This window comes from Rhizobium sp. 2YAF20 (assembly GCF_052114685.1).
In the GTDB taxonomy this organism is placed as follows: Bacteria; Pseudomonadota; Alphaproteobacteria; order Rhizobiales; family Rhizobiaceae; genus Rhizobium.
The window spans coordinates 1-16,604 of record NZ_JBFRFF010000070.1; the positions used below are offsets into that span (position 1 = coordinate 1).

Below are 16,604 nucleotides of genomic sequence, written 5' to 3' on the forward strand. Positions count from 1 at the left end.
CCGGGTGTCGTTCGATAGAGCAGCATGACGATCCGCTAAGGCTGTTTCAATGCCTTCCCGGGCTATCTGATCGGCGATATCATCAATCAAAGCAGCGATCTCGAGCTGCTCGGCATTGGTTGAAGGCTGCTGATCATCTTTCCGGGGAATGGTGATCAAGACATCAGGCAATCCAACCAAATGAAACCCGACGCTCACCATCCCCTCAACATCATCGCCAATGGGGCGGCGCGAAAAAGCGAAACGGCACGTTCTCGCAAGTGTCAGTAGATCGCCGGACGCAGCTGCGGTGCGGGCCCGATGGCGCATTGCTGCTGACGAAGCGAAAGCGCGGTGCGTCAAGGCCACGGGTTCAGATCCATTGAAGGCGGCGGTTGTTGTTCCAAAAACCGAATTCCATTTCAATCCATTGGCAATCAGGTTCGCGAGTACTGCGGCAACGGCGGCCTGTTCGCGAGTGACCGGGGCATCCCTAGCCATCAATGGCCGTTAGATATCTTTCCATGGACCGCTCCACCGCGTTGTTGCCGTCGCTTTGGATTGTTCTCCCAGGGAATGCACCATAAATCGCCTCAAAACGATATGGCCGCACCGCCTGCGAGATTCCCTTCACCGCACGAGCGTTGAGCGGAATGAGGTTCGGATAGCTGCGCATGAAGCTGACCCATTTGCGATCCATCGTCACTTGCATCGTGTCGCCGACGAAGAGAGCGCCTCGTCCGTCTTCCAGCCAGGGACAATGAAGCACAGAGCTGCCCGCGAAATGGCCGCCACACCTAATCATGGTCGCCTTGCCTACCTGCAGCGCCTCGCCCGTCCAAGGGCGCAGGGCGAAAGTGGACCTTCGCACCCATTCGCCGTCATCGGCATAGATATGAATTGGCACGCCGTCGCAAGCTGCGCTCCACTCGGTCATTGACGAATAAAAATGAGGGTGGGAGATCGCGATCGCACTCAGGCCGCCAAGGGCAGCAATTCGGGCCTTGCTCGCCTCGTCGATGAGGCTGAGGCAGTCCCAGAGAATGTAGCCGTCTGGTCCTTCGATGAGAAAGGCGCGCTGACCAATCCCGAAATAGGGTGAGATCTGCAAGCTGTGCACGCCTTGCGCTTCCTCATTCCAGATGACGCTGTGCGTCTGGCTAAGCGCCGCAATGTCCGTCCACTCTTGGCCCGCTTGTGGCACGAATTGACGATCGTCTTTGCAGATGGGGCAGGCTGGTGGTGGTTCGGGGCTCTCGCTGAACTGCGTACCGCATGTCATGCAGATAAAACACGTCATCCTCAAATCCTCGTCAGCCTGTCTCACGATCTGCGGGGCATCCCCCCTCGAGCTATTTGTTACCACCGCGATCGAGGTTCGATCAAAGCGAAATGGCAAGCTGCGGCTCGTCTCCCTTCGCCCGCGGTATCGAGTGACGAAAGCGACATACCCACCAATCGAACGCCCTTTGCAACAGGGAGGACGGCGGCAGCAACAAATCCGCGATCCCAGCGATTTCGGCGGCATTTGCCACCAGCATAGCGGTGCGGAAGCCTGACCAGGCGCGGCATTGCCAAAGAACCACAGCCACGTCGGGCCGCCACCCCGCCGATCAGCCATTCCCCGCTCAGCAGACAGAGGCTGCTCTGGGTGTTTCCGCTCTCAACCGAATGCTCGTTTGCGCACGCCCGAGACACGTTCGTTGCAAGGCAATGACGGCGACATCTATATGACCAACTCCATCAAAGACTAAATTGCGGCCACATGCTGAGCCGTGCACCAGGCCGAAATGAAGCCTGAAAATGCTGCCGTCGACCGCTGCTTGCAACGGCGCGAGACTTCGTCATAGTAATTTTGCACACGTGCTCAATTTTGTCATTCGGACGTTACCTTCCACCCATAGAGCGTGACTTGTAACGTTTTGGTGAAACCGACGGGCGGCCCCATTCACAGCGCTGATCCGTCAAAGAGGTCTCACGCTGTTCTTCCAGGGAGATGAGGAAATGACCATTCTGCCGACATTGAAATGCATAACGGTCGCCGCCGCCATTCTAGCTTCGACCTCGGTTCTCGCCTTCGCCAAGGACATCACCATCAGCGTTTGGTCCGGCGGCACGGGCCCGAACGACGTTTACCGCCTCGATAACATTGAAATCGCCGCCCAGCAGCTTCAACGTGAAGCAGCGCTCAAGGGTGAGGACCTGAAAATCAGGGTCGAGAAGACCCCCTATGCCGATTGGGACAGCTTCAAACAGGCGCTGACGCTCGCAGCAGAAGCCAAGAAGGCTCCGAACATCGTCGTCAGCGGCCATGAGGATATTGCTCCCTGGGCGCAGGCCGGATTGATCGTTCCGATCGAAGATTATGTCGATCTGGATTCCTGGCCACTCAACGACATCTATGACAATCTGATCACGATCGCTTCTTACAATGGTGCAGTCTACGGTATCCCACAGGATGCCGAATCGCGTCCGATGTTCTTCTGGAAGCCCTATATGAAGGCGATCGGCTATAGCGACGCCGATCTGGACGCACTGCCGAAGAAGGTTCAGGACGGCGCCTATACCATGGCCAACCTTCTTGAAGACGCCAAGAAGATGCAGGACAAGGGGCTTGTCCAGGCTGGCTACGGCTTCTATCCGCGCTTCAGCAACGGCCCGGACTACTGGCAGTTTTACACGAGCTTTGGTGGCGTCATGGAAGAAAACGGCAAGCTTGTTTTCGACAAGGCGGCAATGACCCGGACCTATCAGTTCTTTGCCGACGCGGTGAAGACGGGCGTCACCAAGAAGAACCACATCGGTATGCCTGGTGATCAATGGTGGAAGGAAGTCGCGACCGGCAAGGCGGGTATCTGGGATGCCGGTACATGGCATTATGCGCGGCTCGTCAACCAGGAGGGCCTGAAGGACTTTTTCAACAACGTTGTCTTCACGCTCATTCCGGCCGGCGAGGGTGGCAAGGCCAACACGCTGACGCACCCGCTCGTCTACCTCCTGACCTCGGGTCACGATAAGGACGAGACGGAAATTGCCGCCCAACTGATCAAGATCGCTTCCGAACCCCGTACGAACGCCCTGCATGCGGTGAAGTCCGCCCATCTCGGCATTTCCAAGTCGGAATCCGGCGTCGATTTCTACTCGGCTGACCGCTGGACGCGCGAGGCGACCCAACGCTTGTTGCCTTTCGCCAACGCGATGCCGAATAATTCTGACTTCGGCGGCTATTGGAACATCATGTGGAAGGGTCTCGAAGCATCCTGGACGGGGTCCAAGACCGTCGATGCCTCTATCAATGACGTTGAGAGCGAACTGAAGAGCACACTCGGCGACAAGATCGTCATTCGCTGATATCGGCGTAGTCCCTCGGGCGGCGGTCATTCCGCTGTCCGGACCGCCGGGAGGGCTTCCATTGAAATCGTCCAGAACACTCGGATTGGTGATGATCGCGCCCGCCGCGATCATGATCGTTCTCTTCTTCCTTTTGCCCGTCATTTTGACTGCCGTATTCTCGATGACGAACATGACGACTGCAACCGGCATCTCCGGCGGCGCCTATCAGATCGTTCCGAATTCGCTGAACGCATTGAAGGAGACGATGCCGGACATAGCCCAGCAGATGTCCGAGCCGCTCTACACGATTGACGAAGCCGGCGTGAGAGCCGTTGAAGGACTGGGGCTCAATGCAGGCATTGCGGCGGAATTGCGCGCGAAGCATATGGGACAAATCTTTCCGTCCCGCCGCGAAGCGGAGCGCATGATCAAGGATCTCGAGGAACGGCCTTCGACGCACGACGTCAAGCAGATTTCCGAGCAGTTCAACCGGTCCGTCGTCAATTCTCGCTTTTCCAGCAAGGACGAGCTTTTCGCTTCGCTCGACAAGCTTGGTTTCAAGCTGACAGACGACCAGAAATCCGCCGTTGCCAAGACGACCTATACCGGCTGGAGCTGGACGACCGAGAATTTTTCGCGCATCGCCTCATCACCGGACATGACCCGCGTCCTCCTCAATACGCTCCTCTACGTCGCGCTGGTACTTGTTCTCTTCAACACGACCTATGCCATGCTTCTGGCAATCTGGACGCACTACATGCCCTCGGCGCCAGCGACAATCTTTCGGTCGATCTGGCTGCTGCCCCGCATCACGCCCGTTGTCATCTATGTGTTGATGTGGAAATGGCTTGCCTGGGACACCGGTTTCATTTCCGTTCTCATGGGGAAATTCGGCTATCCACCGAAGAACTATCTGCTGGACAACGCCTATAATGCCTGGCTCTTCGTCGTGCTGATCAATGGTTTCATCGGTGCCTCGATGGGCATGCTGGTCTTTTCCTCGGCGCTGAAGGCGATCCCGAAGAGCCAGTTCTTCGCGAGCGAGGTGGACGGCGCCAGCCGCTGGCAACAGATCCGCTACATCATCCTGCCGCAGATGCGCTGGCCGATCCTGTTCGTTACCTGTTATCAGACCCTGTCGCTGCTCGCCTCCTTCAACGAAATCCTGCTATCGACCCGCGGCGGGCCGGGCAAGGCGACCGAAGTCTGGTCCCTTGCCGCCTATCACACAGCGCTGAACAACTATGCCGGCAACCTTGAATATGGTCTTGGCGCTGCCATGGCGCTGGTTCTCGTCGTCATCGGCGTCGTGCTTTCGCTCGCCTATCTGCGCGTCTTCAACTATGCCACGCTAGTTGCGCGGCCGCTCATCGAGGATTGATCATGGCGGACAATTCGCAACCTTCGGCGAACTACAGGACCTGGCCGGTCATCCTGGCGTTGTCGATCGTCAGTGCGCCGTTGGTGCTGATGTATGCGTATCTCTTTATCGACACAGTGACGGACAAGGCAGTGGGTTCGCTTCTCCCGGATAGCTTCACGCTGCGGCACTGGAGCTTTCTCTGGCAGACCCCGGTTGGCAAGCCAAATATCTGGCTCGTCACCCTCAACACGCTGATCTTCACGGCAAGCACGACGGCCGTTGTCCTGCTGATCTCCTCGATGGCAGGTTACGTCCTGTCCCGGCTGAACGTTCCGGCGCGCGGCTTCTTTCTTGCCGGTGTCATGGTGCTGCACGCTTTTCCGTCGGTGACGCTGATCATTGCCATCTTCATCGTGCTGCAGATGATCGGCCTCTACAATTCGCTGATCGGCGTCATCTTGGTGAAGGCGGCAATCGATCTGCCACTCGGCATCTGGCTGATGAAGGGTTTTTACGACACCGTGCCCTGGGAAGTGGAGATGGCTGGCGTCATTGACGGTGCTTCCCGCTTCCGCGTCTGGCGCAGCCTCGTCCTGCCGCAGGTGCGACCGGCGATCATGGCGCTGGCGCTGTTCTCGTTCCTCTCCGGCTGGAGCGAATTCATTCTTCCGCAGGTGCTGGCGCCGGGCAACAAGGTGCAGGTTCTGTCGGTCTATCTCTCGGCGCTGATCGCCGACGACAACAATTTCGATTTTGGGACGTTCAAGGCTGTCGGCGTGTTCTATGTGATCCCCGTCTTGTTGCTCTACGGCTTCTTCCACAAATATCTGATGAACATCTATGGCGGCGGGAGCAAAGGCTGATGCGTATCCTCCTCGACAATTTCTCGAAGAGCTTCGGTTCCATCAAGGTCATCGAGAACATGACACTGGAAGTAGGGCACGGCGAAATGCTGGCTCTGCTCGGCCCCTCGGGTTGCGGCAAATCCACGACGCTATTTGCTGTCTGCGGCATCCACCGGCCTACCGGCGGGCGCATCCTCTTCGGCGATCGCGACGTGACGGACCTTCCGAGCCAGGCGCGCAATGTCGGCGTCGTCTTCCAGTCCTATGCGCTCTATCCGCATATGACGGTTGCCGAAAACATCGGCTTTCCGCTCAAGGTCAAGGGCCAGCCGACCGCGGAGATCCGCAGGCAAGTCGACCGCATTGCCGCACTCGTCCAGATCGGCAATCTGATGGACCGCCGCCCGGCACAGCTGTCGGGAGGCCAGCAGCAGCGCGTGGCGCTTGCCCGCGCGCTGATCCGCGAGCCCGACGTGCTGCTGCTCGACGAGCCGCTCGCCAATCTCGACGCCAAGCTGCGCCTCGAGATGCGCTCGGAAATCCGCCGCATCCAGCGCGAGACCGGTATCACCGCCATTCTCGTCACCCATGACCAGGTCGAGGCGATGAGCATGTGTGACCGCATCGCCATCATGAAGGAAGGCGAGATCGTGCAGATCGCCACGCCGGCCGAGATGTATAGCGATCCGCGCACGGCCTTCGTCGCCGGCTTCCTCGGCAACCCGCCGATTACCTTCCTGCGCGGCATTCACCGGCAGGGCACATTTACGATGCCCGAGAGCGAAATCCGCGTGCCGCTACCGTCCTCAGTGTCCGCATCGGAAGGCGCGCCACTGATGCTCGGGGTCCGCCCGGAGCATTTCACGCCGGGCGGCGACATTGCCGTCTCGGGCAAGGTCAACTTTGCCGAAACGCAAGGCCGGGAAAACCTCTATGACGTCCAGCTTCCGGGCGGGGCGCTGCTGCGTTCGATCCAACCGGCGCGCAACGATGTAAAGGTCGGCGACGAGGTCAGCTGGTCGATCGACAGCAAGGGTGTGTTCGTATTCGACGAAGATGGCCGGAGGCTCGGATGACACGCGATTTCTCGGAATTTTTCGGTCGCTACCGCTGGCCTGCCAGCAAAGGCCGGCTGCCCTTCTGCATCGGCCATCGCGGCGCAAGCGGCCATGAGCGTGAAAATACGCTCGAGGCATTCCGACGGGCTGCCGAGCTCGGCGCCGAGATGTGGGAACTCGACACGCAGATGACCAGGGACGGCGTGGTCGTAGTCTCCCATGACGACCATCTCGAACGTGTCTTCGGCATCGACCGCCGTATCTCCGAGATGACCGCCCTGGAGCTTGCACGCCTCGAGGAAGTGAATGTGCCGAGCTTCGCCGAGGTGGCTGCCCTTGGCCGCGAGACCAATACCGGGCTCTACATCGAACTCAAGGCACCGGGCACCGGCCTGCGCTGTTGGCAGCACCTGAAGGAAAAGAGGCAGCACTTCGCCTGTCTCGGCTCTTTCGATACGGCCCAAGTGCGGGAATTGCGCGATGCGAGCTGCGACTTTCCGCTCTCGGTTCTGGTGCGCGTCGATCATGACCCGCACGCGCTGGGCGACGAAGCCGGCGCCGATATCCTGCATCTTTGCTGGGAGAGGGCAGGGGCCCGACCACAGGATCTGGTGACGGAAGCGCTGATGCAGCGCGCCTTCGACGAGGGGCGGGAAATCGTGCTCTGGCACGAAGAGCGACCCGCGATCCTGCGCGATATCATGGCGCTGCCTGTGCTCGGCATCTGCACGGATCTGCCCGATCTCATGCGCCGCCCGATTGGGGGAGAAGACCGTGGCAGACAAGGATAGAGACCCACGCAACAAGGCGACGTCCTTCGACGTCGCCCGTCTGGCAGGCGTCTCGCGCGCCGCCGTGTCACGCGCGTTTACGCCTGACGCAAGCGTTTCGCCTAAGACCCGAGAAAAGGTCTACCTGGCTGCCAAGGAGCTTGGCTACCGGGTGAATTATCTGGCCCGCAGCCTCACCAACAAGCGCTCGGATCTCGTCGGCCTCGTCGCGGCCGGTCTCGACAACCCCTTCCGCACGTTGCAGATCGAGCATCTGGCCCGCGCGTTGATCGCCCGCAATTTCCGGCCGATCCTGCTGCCGACGTCGAAAGAGGCCGATACCTCGACGGTTATCGGCCAGCTGCTGCATTTTGCCGTCTCGGGCGTCATCGTGACCTCCGACGCGCCGCCGACCGAGATCTGCGAACAGTGCGCCGCCGAAGGCGTGCCAATCGTTCTGATCAACAAGGGCGACGATATTCCGTTTGTCGACCGCATCATCTCCGACGACCGCATGGCCGGCCATCTCGCCGCAACCCATTTCATCGAGAGTGGCGCGCGCGCGCTCGCGATCATGGCGGCGCCGACGATCTCCTACACCGCCCAGCGGCGAAGCGAGGCTTTCATCGCCAGCTGCCGGCAGCAGGGCGTCGAGGCGCAACTGCTGCCTGTGAAAATCAACGATTACCAGAGCGGCTACGACGCTGCGCCTGAGCTGCTTTCGCTCGGCATCGATGGGCTTTTCTGCGCCAACGATTACATGGCCTGCGGCGTGCTCGATCGACTGCTGACCGGGCGGGTACGCGAGGACGAACCGCCTCTGCGTGTCATCGGCCACGACGATATACCCCAGGCAAGCTGGACAGCATACAACTTGACGACGATCCGCCAACCCTGCGACTTCCAGGCCGAACAGACGGTCGACCTGCTGATGAGCCGGATGGCCGAACCCGATATTACGGCGCGTGTCGAGTTCACGCCCGTGACGTTGATAAAACGAAGGACTGCCTGATGAATTCTGCATTTGACGCCGCCGCCATTAGGGAACGCGCCGAGGTCGCCATCGAGACCGCGCTGACAGTCGGGCGCGAGGCTGCTCGGTTCCGCCGTGACTCCAGTTCCGGCGCACTGCATGCCGAAAACAAGGGCCCGCAGGATTTCGTCACCATCGCCGACAAGCAGGCGGAAGACGCAATCCGTAAGAGCTTGCTTTCGCACTTCCCCGAAGACAAATTCATGGGCGAAGAAACCGGCGGCCAGTCGGGGACAGCAGGCACCTGGGTTGTCGATCCAATCGACGGAACGACGAATTACATCCGCGGGTTCAACCATTGGGCCGTCTCGATCGCCTTTGTCGCCGTCGGCTCGCTCGAAATCGGCGTCGTTTATGATGCCGCGAATGATACGGTGTTCCACGCCATTCGCGGCAAGGGCGCCTACAAGAGCGGGCAGGCGATCCACGCCGGCACGACCACCGATCCGGCCAATGCGATGATCGTGCTCGGCCATTCGCGGAAAACCAGCTTCGATGAACATCTGACGGTTTCAAGACGGCTTCACGAGCGTGGCATGGATTACCGCCGCATGGGTGCGGCCGCAATCGACCTGATTCGTGTCGCCGAAGGTGTCGCGGACCTCTATTATGAGCGCTACCTCAATGCCTGGGATATGCTGGCCGGCGCGTTGATTGCCCTGGAGGCGGGGGCAGTGGTGGCTATGCCGGGGCTTGAAACGCTTCTGGCCGACGGCGGTCCTGTCGTCGCCTATTCGCCGGGCTTGGCCCCGGAGTTCGCCTTCATTCTGGAAATCGAAGGAATTGCTCCGGTGGTGGCCGTCTAACCTCAGCCAGCCCTCCGCTTCAGCCAGGCCTCTTCCGTCGCAGGCGCCTCGTCGGTGGTGATCTGGGCCGGCTTCAACGCCATCAGCGTCGAAAAATCATGCCATTCGGTATCGCTGAAACCGTTCCCCGGGTCTTTCGGCGTAAAGGTCCAGGCGTCGACAAGCTTGTTTTCGCTTCTGCAGAGTGCGATCAGGTCGAGCCCTTGTTTTGCAGCCCGCAAGATCAGCTGCCAATGTAGATAGATCGTGTCGGGCTCCGTTGGACCCCGTATATCGCCAAGAAGATCGGCTTCTACGGCGTTCAAGCCGCGGTCCCGGTAAATCTCAACCAGCTTGTCCGTCGGATCGATGCCACGTTTCAGATGCGGCAGCTTTTCCTTGACCGCGACAATCAGCTCGAGACTCGCACCGCTGACGACCACCGAAGTGGCAATGTTCTGAAAATGCCGAGTGAGATGGGCGATGCCCTTCTCACCGATCGCCCTGTAATCATCCTTCATATCGAACTGGAGCAAAGCCTCCGGATGCGCCGATTGCAGCAGCGCAGACAAATCCTCGGTCAAAACGAGCGGCCGTCCCCCTTCCTTCATGCGGATATCGCGCAGGTCATCAATGGATTTTTCGGCGATCGATCCGCACCCCGTCGTTTCGTCGTCAAGCGCCTTGTCATGCAGAACGACAAAACCACCATCGGCCCGCACCCGCAGATCGAGCTCCATCGATGCGCCAAGCGCCAAGCCCGATCGCAAGACCTCCGCCGAAAAAAGCGCATCGCTCATTCGACGCCGCAAGCGATGCCACTTCAGTCGCGCCCGATGGCCTCCGTCTACAATTTCCAAACCCTGCCTATCCACGTGCAACCATCCCCGTAGTCACTTCGAATCGCGATTCCGTGCCTCAATCCCTGATGCTCTTCAAGGACGCGTGTGCATCACGCTCCATGATTTCTGTCGTTTGGCAATGGTCAGGCGGAAGGTCAGATCATCCGCCTGAAAACGATTAAGCGCGCGATGTATGGCAGAGCGGGCCCAAGACGCAACGGTCTTGCTGCTCCCTGCATTCTGTGGGAGGCGTCACAGGGAGTAAGTATATGCTAAGTTTCGCGACAAAATCGGCCGCGCTGAAAATTCAGAGAAAAATCTCTCGCAAAAGTCAGAGTTTCGCGACCGACATTTGCGAAAGTGGCCAATCGGATGACATAGCACGCGGCTTCTCAGATTATGAGCGAAATTGAAATTCCATTGGTCGGCGGTCGTATAACTGCCGGGGTAGTACGCGTCGGCGATACCGTGCGCCGACCAATCTCGGCCGATCGGTGGAATGTCCATGATTTACTGAGGGAACTGGAAAATATCGGCTTCGAAGGTACTCCGCGTTTCTTAGGGATCGACGAACGCAATCGCGAAATCCTAAGCTTCTTGCCAGGTGATGTTCCGCCTGATCTAGACCACTTTTCCGATGTTCAGCTTCGATCAGCCGCGTCACTTTTGCGCCGCTTCCACGATGCTACCGCGCAGTCGCCGCTTGCACGACAACAGAATGCGGAAGTTATATGTCACAATGATTGGGGACCTCCCAACGCAGTCTTCTATGAGGATCTTCCCTTCGGGCTCATCGATTTTGATACGATTGCGCCCGGGCTGCGTTTATGGGACCTGGGCTACTCCGCTTTCGCTTGGCTTGACCTCGGCAATCCGGAATACACCGGAGCAGAACAGGTTCGACGCCTGTCAGTGTTTGCCGAAGGCTATGGACTATCTACTTGCTCTCCGGCGCAAATCGCCGCCTACGCAGTCGCGAGACAGACGGCGCTTGCGAGCTCGGGAAGGATGAATGGCAAGACTGACATGGAGGATTGGGCGGCATCAGCGGCACATTGGACGATCATCAATGTAACGGAGAAGTTGCTGCCGACTGGCTATTTCATAGACACGGATTTCTAGCCCAGAGCGACGGTGCTCTTCCTCAAAACCCCTCCGGATCAAAAGTTAGTATATTCGCGACAAGGCTGTAGCTGTCTAGGGTGTTTGTCGAAGATAAAGGTGGCTTGTCAGGCCTCTATGAGTGAGAGCGAATCCCCATTCGATTTTTGCATGCTCAAATCAGCGTCGTAGATATCCAGGCCGGCTTGCGAAACACCTTTGAATGAAAGGTGCTTCAGCTTGCCTGCCTCTTCCAATTCGGTCTGAATGAAGCCCTTTTGCTCCTCCGCCAACACAGCTAAAGCAGGCGACATTCTATCGAGCTCAGGCTCACCCCGAGCATGCTCTTCAATCACGTCACGCTAGATGATTTCGCCTTCTGGCAGCGGCTTTTGCTCTCGAATGCGTTCCTGTACAGCGTCTTCGATATCCCGCACCTGATCAAGGTCAGCTCTCTGGGAAAATCTCGATATCCGACTGCTCGACAATCCGGTAGAAAATCCCCAAATCCTGTGCCCCGCCTGCCGGTCGGCTACGAGAGATACTGGCATGCCATATTCCTCCCGGCGGCGTCCCGCCCCTAATCAGCTTTGACAGTACATGTACAATTATACCGTGTACATCAGATATAATTGAGTTGCATTCACTCCTCATGGCATCGCGCGAACGCTGCGACGAGTTCTGCAAAACGGCCAGTTATTCGACGAGCACGAGATTGACATTAAGGTCGCGGATTCCTGAATGACGGCCGATTTAGCTCAATCTGGGCGCACGACGCGACGCAAATGCATCGCGTCGTGCGCCCCGCACTTTGCTTCACAGCCGGAATCGGTTCGCCCCCTAGGCGACCGCTATGCCTCTTCCGGCAAAAAAGCCATCGAAGGTCTCGGAGGGCAATGTGACATATTCCTGCGCGCTCTTTGTATGGCCGGACGGATTGTGAAACACGATTTCCTCGCTCGATGCGCGGATGCACAGGACCAGATGCCCTCCCTTCGACGACGGTACCGTCGCAGGATCTCTGATCGTGTGGTGAACGGATGCGATGAAGAAGGACGAAGTTTCAAGGATCATTGGCAGATCGGCGCTTGTCACTCCCGCAACGACTTCGGCTGCTAGGCCGAATCGATCCCTGATGAACGTGACGAAAGGCGCATAAATGAGGCCCTTGATCGCTTGTGTCTCTGGATTGACGACGTAACCGCCGTAGGACGTGCATCCGCGTGCCAGTTCGATCGTTTGATATATCTCTGCGAATTTTGCGGCTAGGACCATCTTGAGGCATGCCATGCCGCAGATATTGCCGGCCCACTTGGCATACTCCTCGATATTGCCTGCGCCCGACCCTTCCCACTTGGTATCGCGTAACAGTGCTTTCAGCGGTCCCTCGAACAGCACCGCATTCGTCATATCGGAATCTTCCCACTGGCTGAAATAAGGGACTTCGCCGCTATGCATTGTTATTTCTATCCTTTGGTGTTGATGTAAATCGGCAGACAATCAAGACATCGGTCAACTGGCCAATCGCAATGCTGCACGCTAGGCGCGGCGCCTATGCCTTCGAAAGTAGCAAGCGAATGCCGGCATACCCGAAGATCGCGGCGAGTGTGCCTTCGATCCAACGCCGGGACTTCTGATAGGCGCGCGCCATCAGGGTGGTTGAAAAGATCAGAGCGTAGCCGACGTTGACCAGAAATCCGAGAATAGCGCAACCTGCTACGATGGCTTGGAAAGTGTGGGGCGATGCGTCGGGGCGCAGCCCAAGCGACATGATTGCAATCCATCCGAGAATGGACTTGGGATTGGATAAATGAAGAAGGACACCCCTGCGATAAAGTGTTGTTCTTCTCGTGGGGGTATCGGTTTTTACCTGCCGGGCAGTTGGCGACAAGGCCGAGTTTGCGGACCTGTAAGCGAGATAAAGCAGGTAGAGGCCACCGGCGATCTTGATCGCGAAGAGAGCTTCGGCATACGCGGTCAGAATAGTGGAAATGCCGGTTGCGGCTAAAACCGCCCAAAACGTGCTACCGGTCATCAGTCCGAGCGCCAATGCGACGGCGGACGCGCGTCCTTGGTTCATGGCAACTCCCATGATGGCCATGGTGCTGGGACCAGGGCTAGCGACCGCGATCAGGTATGCGGCATAGAGGAGCAGAAGATGATGAATGTGCTCCAAGTGCATAGGTTTACCCCGCTTCTGTATCAGCGACGACGGATCGGTTCTGTTGGCCACGGTAACCCGTCGTGCAGGTTGACGGAAGAGCGTGGTCGCGATCGAAACAGACGACTCTCATTGCTATTCAGGTCACCCTTCCGCGCAGATAATTTCGCCGCGTGTAAACTACTTAACCTGACATCACCCACAGGGACGTTCGATCCAGCTTGAGTGAGATTTCAATGATATTTCGAAGACACTCGTCTGGCCGGGCGGCACCGACTGCAAGGCAAATCCGTGGATCGATCGGTCGACCGCCTTCTTTAGTTGCTGATCAAAAGAAATACACGTAAAAAGGTTGCTCCCCTTGTTAACAGCGAGCCGATAGGATGGATACGATTCCCGGTGAAGATTTTGATGCGGCTTTGACATTGACCGACGCGCTTGACCATCTACCTGCCAGCAAGAGACGTGAACTCGCCCGCGTCCTGGAAATCGTGTTCGACGAGGTACAGACCTTCCAGGCCCACAAGCTGTCCGATCGCAAAACCGGCGGCAAGGTCTTGAAGGTCATCCTTTACGGTTCGTATAGCCGCGGCGATTGGGTTGAGGATCGCGCCAGCGGCTACCGGTCCGATTACGATCTTCTGATCGTCGTCAATCACAGAAGCTTTGCCGAGGAAGACGATCTTTGGCTCGCTCTCGACGAGCGGCTCATCCAGGCGCAGATCGCCCATCATATCCGGACGCCTGTCGTACCGATCATTCACAGCCTTGCTGATGTCAACGATCAGTTGGCACGCGGCCGGCCCTTCTTCATCGACATCGCCCGTGATGGCAAGATCCTCTATGAGGCCCCGGGCCATCCGCTTGCCGAGCCGAAACCGCTGAGGCTGGAGGAGGCCAGAACGGAGGCGGAAGCCAATTTTTCAAAATGGTTCGAGGATGCCTCATACTGCTTGAAGCAAGCGGAAACCGCCGTTGCGGATGGAATGTTCAGCCATGCTGCGTTTAATCTTCACCAAGCGACTGAGCGGTCTTACCACTGTTTTCTATTGACCCTTACGCTCTACAGTCCAAAATCGCACCGCCTTAAGATGCTTCGATCCAAGGCGGAGGACATCGATCGCAGGCTGATTGCCGCGTGGCCGCGCGACACTCGTATAGCCCGACGCCGCTTCGAACTTCTGTCGCGCGCCTACGTCGAGGCGCGCTATTCCTCACAATATAAAATCACGGTCGAAGAGCTTGAATGGCTGATCGAACACGTCAGAATGCTTCAGGAAATTGTCGAGCAAATCTGCCGTGAACGGCTGGAAAAAGCGGGCCTGTAGTCTCCAGACTTTGACGCCGCCCAACCCCTRTCAWACGCGGCYTGGAAYGAGTAGGATTCTATCCTACTTCRTGCTATAAWCATGGAGAGATAMAGGAGATCAATCCATGCGTTCAACGCAGCAAATGAGCATTACGTTGCCGATCGAGATGGCCACGCTCGTCAAATCCCGCGTTTCTAGCGGCGATTACGCCTCGGAAAGCGAGGTCATTCGCGAAGGTCTCCGTGCTCTGCAAGAACGGGAAAACGCCGTCGAACAATGGTTACGCCGCGAAGTTGCCGCCACCTACGATGCTCACAAAGCAGATCCCACCAAAGCCAAGCCGCTCGATGAAGCTTGGGCAGGTGTCGAGGCTCGCATGAATGACATCGACCAGGAAGAGGTCTGATGAAGCGTTACCGTGTCCGCCTCGTTGAACGGGCGGAGGCAGATGTTGCGGAAATTTACCGGTTCGTTCGTAGAAAATCAGCGTCAACCAGTGTCGCCCGCAATTACATCGCGCGAATCCGCGCCTTCCTGGCAGAGTTTGAAACCTTTCCTGAGCGCGGGACGGTCCGCGCGAATGTGCGCGAGGGGTTGCGCATCGTCGGCTTCGAGCGCCGCGTAAGTGTGGCCTTCGTCGTCGAGGACAGCGAAGTCATCGTTTTGCGGATTCTTTATGCGGGACAAGAATTCGAGAGCAACGGCGAGTAACCACGATAGACGACCAGGGCAGGTGAGCTACCGGCCGTGCGACGGAAACTCATTAACCTGGAGCGCCTGAAGAGGGACAATCCGGCCAAACACGCAGAGCAGCGCGGAGAAATCGAGCGCCTCTTCAGCCGGTAGGTGGGCCCCTCATGTCGTTTGGCATTTAATCGGGGTCTTCCTCTATTTGTGTGATTAACAGACCGTTAGCAATGACGCGGTTATGGGCTGGCATGCGAACGAAATCGAAATGGTCGCCCGGTCCGGGTATCAAAGTGCAGAGCGGTCGCAATCAGCGATGGAGGCAAGTGGATTGTGTCTGCGTGCGGGCCAACGTCTAGCATATGCCAAGCAACGGATGTATCAGGGCGCGCCGCTGATACATCCGACTGACTGAACCAAAATCAAGTTGCAGCGCAAATAAAAGGGGTGAGATATGGCACAGCTTGGATATGTCGTTGTCAACACCCGCAGACCCGTTGATTGAAAACCCTAGGGACACCGAAATGAGTTCAATGCGTCGTGGCGTTCTTGCATTTTTGGGCAGTCTTTTCCTGGGCAAACCGTCTGTCATTAGAACGTCGAGCAAACCATCGGCATTTGCAGTATCCCGTTCCAGTTACACACCGCGTCATGTGCTTTGTTTTCTAGGCCGAGAAAATGGTCTTGCGGCGCTCTTGCATAGCGCCCGCGCCGCCATCGACTTGTTCGCCGATGACTTTACCGCCGATGAAGATGGTTCGCAGGATGAACCGGACGGTCGAATGGAACGATCATTCAATATTTGCTGGGACCGCGTCGATCCCAATGCCTATCAAGAGACTGACGAAGACGCTGTCGCCGGGCATGGGTCCGTCCTCTACCTACTTGGCCCGTCAATGACGGCAGAAACCACCGTAGCGACATCCGCCAAAGCTTTGATGCTTGTACAATACATGCTCGATCACGGTGCAGTTGCCGCAAAGGGCGAGAGCGCGGGCGTAGCCCATGGCGCGCGGCGATGGGAGGAACTTTTTGAGCAGGCCCGCACCGCAGCTGCGTCCGGCGATCTACTGACACTTGCGAGAACTTGCCGTTTCGCTTTTTCGCGCCGCCCCATTGGCGATGATGTTGAGGGGATGGTGAGCGTCGGGTTTCATTTGGTTGGATTGCCTGATGTCTTGATCACCATTCCCCGGAAAGATGATCAGCAGCCTTCAACCAATGCCGAGCAGCTCGAGATCGCTGCTTTGATTGATGATATCGCCGATCAGATAGCCCGGGAAGGCATTGAAACAGCCTTAGCGGATCGTCATGCTGCTCTATCGAACGACACCCGG

17 protein-coding genes and 2 pseudogenes are annotated in these 16,604 nt (G+C 57.7%); 13 read left to right on the plus strand and 6 right to left on the minus strand.

Features of this window, described 5'->3' with window-relative positions:
• Both AB4Z52_RS34510 and AB4Z52_RS34515 read right to left on the minus strand, forming a co-directional pair.
• A pseudogene (locus AB4Z52_RS34510) lies at positions 1-300 on the minus strand (hypothetical protein); the annotation flags it as partial.
• A 172-nt stretch (positions 301-472) separates the two neighbouring features.
• Positions 473-1,279 (minus strand): MBL fold metallo-hydrolase, encoded by an 807-nt coding sequence (locus AB4Z52_RS34515; protein WP_442222352.1) that lies wholly within the window; start codon positions 1,277-1,279, stop codon positions 473-475.
• 320 nt (positions 1,280-1,599) lie between these two features.
• On the opposite strand from AB4Z52_RS34515, the pseudogene AB4Z52_RS34520 reads away from it, so the two are divergent.
• From AB4Z52_RS34520 to AB4Z52_RS34555, 8 genes and pseudogenes are all read left to right on the plus strand, one after another.
• A pseudogene (locus AB4Z52_RS34520) lies at positions 1,600-1,713 on the plus strand (IS5/IS1182 family transposase); the annotation flags it as partial.
• A gap of 270 nt (positions 1,714-1,983) precedes the next feature.
• On the plus strand, positions 1,984-3,330 hold the full coding sequence (locus AB4Z52_RS34525; RefSeq protein ID WP_442222336.1) for an extracellular solute-binding protein: 1,347 nt from the start codon (positions 1,984-1,986) through the stop codon (positions 3,328-3,330).
• 61 nt (positions 3,331-3,391) lie between these two features.
• Positions 3,392-4,693, plus strand: coding sequence for a carbohydrate ABC transporter permease (locus AB4Z52_RS34530; protein ID WP_442222337.1), 1,302 nt, complete (start codon positions 3,392-3,394; stop codon positions 4,691-4,693).
• A 2-nt stretch (positions 4,694-4,695) separates the two neighbouring features.
• A complete protein-coding gene (locus AB4Z52_RS34535) occupies positions 4,696-5,538 on the plus strand; it encodes a carbohydrate ABC transporter permease (RefSeq protein WP_442222338.1) in 843 nt (280 codons plus the stop codon).
• Entirely contained in the window at positions 5,538-6,596 is a 1,059-nt protein-coding gene (locus AB4Z52_RS34540; RefSeq protein WP_442222339.1) for an ABC transporter ATP-binding protein, read from the plus strand. The genes AB4Z52_RS34535 and AB4Z52_RS34540 overlap by 1 nt, the downstream gene beginning before the upstream one ends.
• Complete coding sequence (locus AB4Z52_RS34545) at positions 6,593-7,369, plus strand: glycerophosphodiester phosphodiesterase (RefSeq protein WP_442222340.1); 777 nt, start codon at positions 6,593-6,595, stop codon at positions 7,367-7,369. Before AB4Z52_RS34540 ends, AB4Z52_RS34545 begins: the two co-directional genes overlap by 4 nt.
• On the plus strand, positions 7,353-8,360 hold the full coding sequence (locus AB4Z52_RS34550) for a LacI family DNA-binding transcriptional regulator (protein ID WP_442222341.1): 1,008 nt from the start codon (positions 7,353-7,355) through the stop codon (positions 8,358-8,360). Before AB4Z52_RS34545 ends, AB4Z52_RS34550 begins: the two co-directional genes overlap by 17 nt.
• On the plus strand, positions 8,360-9,187 hold the full coding sequence (locus AB4Z52_RS34555) for an inositol monophosphatase family protein (RefSeq protein WP_442222342.1): 828 nt from the start codon (positions 8,360-8,362) through the stop codon (positions 9,185-9,187). Before AB4Z52_RS34550 ends, AB4Z52_RS34555 begins: the two co-directional genes overlap by 1 nt.
• Positions 9,188-9,189: 2 nt before the next feature.
• Here AB4Z52_RS34555 and AB4Z52_RS34560 read toward each other — a convergent pair whose 3' ends face one another.
• On the minus strand, positions 9,190-9,966 hold the full coding sequence (locus AB4Z52_RS34560; protein ID WP_442222343.1) for a glycerophosphodiester phosphodiesterase: 777 nt from the start codon (positions 9,964-9,966) through the stop codon (positions 9,190-9,192).
• A gap of 441 nt (positions 9,967-10,407) precedes the next feature.
• Here AB4Z52_RS34560 and AB4Z52_RS34565 point away from each other — a divergent pair, with 441 nt between their 5' ends.
• Positions 10,408-11,130, plus strand: coding sequence for a phosphotransferase (locus AB4Z52_RS34565; protein ID WP_442222344.1), 723 nt, complete (start codon positions 10,408-10,410; stop codon positions 11,128-11,130).
• Positions 11,131-11,237: 107 nt separating this feature from the next.
• On the opposite strand, the gene AB4Z52_RS34570 is transcribed toward AB4Z52_RS34565, so the two are convergent.
• From AB4Z52_RS34570 to AB4Z52_RS34580, 3 genes are all read right to left on the minus strand, one after another.
• Positions 11,238-11,423, minus strand: a complete 186-nt coding sequence (locus AB4Z52_RS34570; RefSeq protein WP_442222345.1) for a hypothetical protein — start codon at positions 11,421-11,423, stop codon at positions 11,238-11,240.
• A 526-nt stretch (positions 11,424-11,949) separates the two neighbouring features.
• Complete coding sequence (locus AB4Z52_RS34575; protein WP_442222346.1) at positions 11,950-12,567, minus strand: C39 family peptidase; 618 nt, start codon at positions 12,565-12,567, stop codon at positions 11,950-11,952.
• 94 nt (positions 12,568-12,661) lie between these two features.
• The gene (locus AB4Z52_RS34580; protein WP_442222347.1) at positions 12,662-13,291 is read right to left on the minus strand and encodes a LysE family translocator; all 630 of its coding nucleotides are present in this window, start codon (positions 13,289-13,291) and stop codon (positions 12,662-12,664) included.
• Positions 13,292-13,653: 362 nt separating this feature from the next.
• Here AB4Z52_RS34580 and AB4Z52_RS34585 point away from each other — a divergent pair, with 362 nt between their 5' ends.
• The 4 genes from AB4Z52_RS34585 to AB4Z52_RS34600 form a co-directional block, all read left to right on the plus strand.
• A complete protein-coding gene (locus AB4Z52_RS34585; RefSeq protein ID WP_442222348.1) occupies positions 13,654-14,598 on the plus strand; it encodes a HEPN domain-containing protein in 945 nt (314 codons plus the stop codon).
• A 106-nt stretch (positions 14,599-14,704) separates the two neighbouring features.
• Positions 14,705-14,986, plus strand: coding sequence for a type II toxin-antitoxin system ParD family antitoxin (locus tag AB4Z52_RS34590; RefSeq protein WP_442222349.1), 282 nt, complete (start codon positions 14,705-14,707; stop codon positions 14,984-14,986).
• Complete coding sequence (locus AB4Z52_RS34595) at positions 14,986-15,291, plus strand: type II toxin-antitoxin system RelE/ParE family toxin (protein WP_442222350.1); 306 nt, start codon at positions 14,986-14,988, stop codon at positions 15,289-15,291. Before AB4Z52_RS34590 ends, AB4Z52_RS34595 begins: the two co-directional genes overlap by 1 nt.
• Positions 15,292-15,791: 500 nt before the next feature.
• A partial coding sequence (locus tag AB4Z52_RS34600; protein ID WP_442222351.1) for a hypothetical protein occupies positions 15,792-16,604 on the plus strand: 813 nt, incomplete at its 3' end.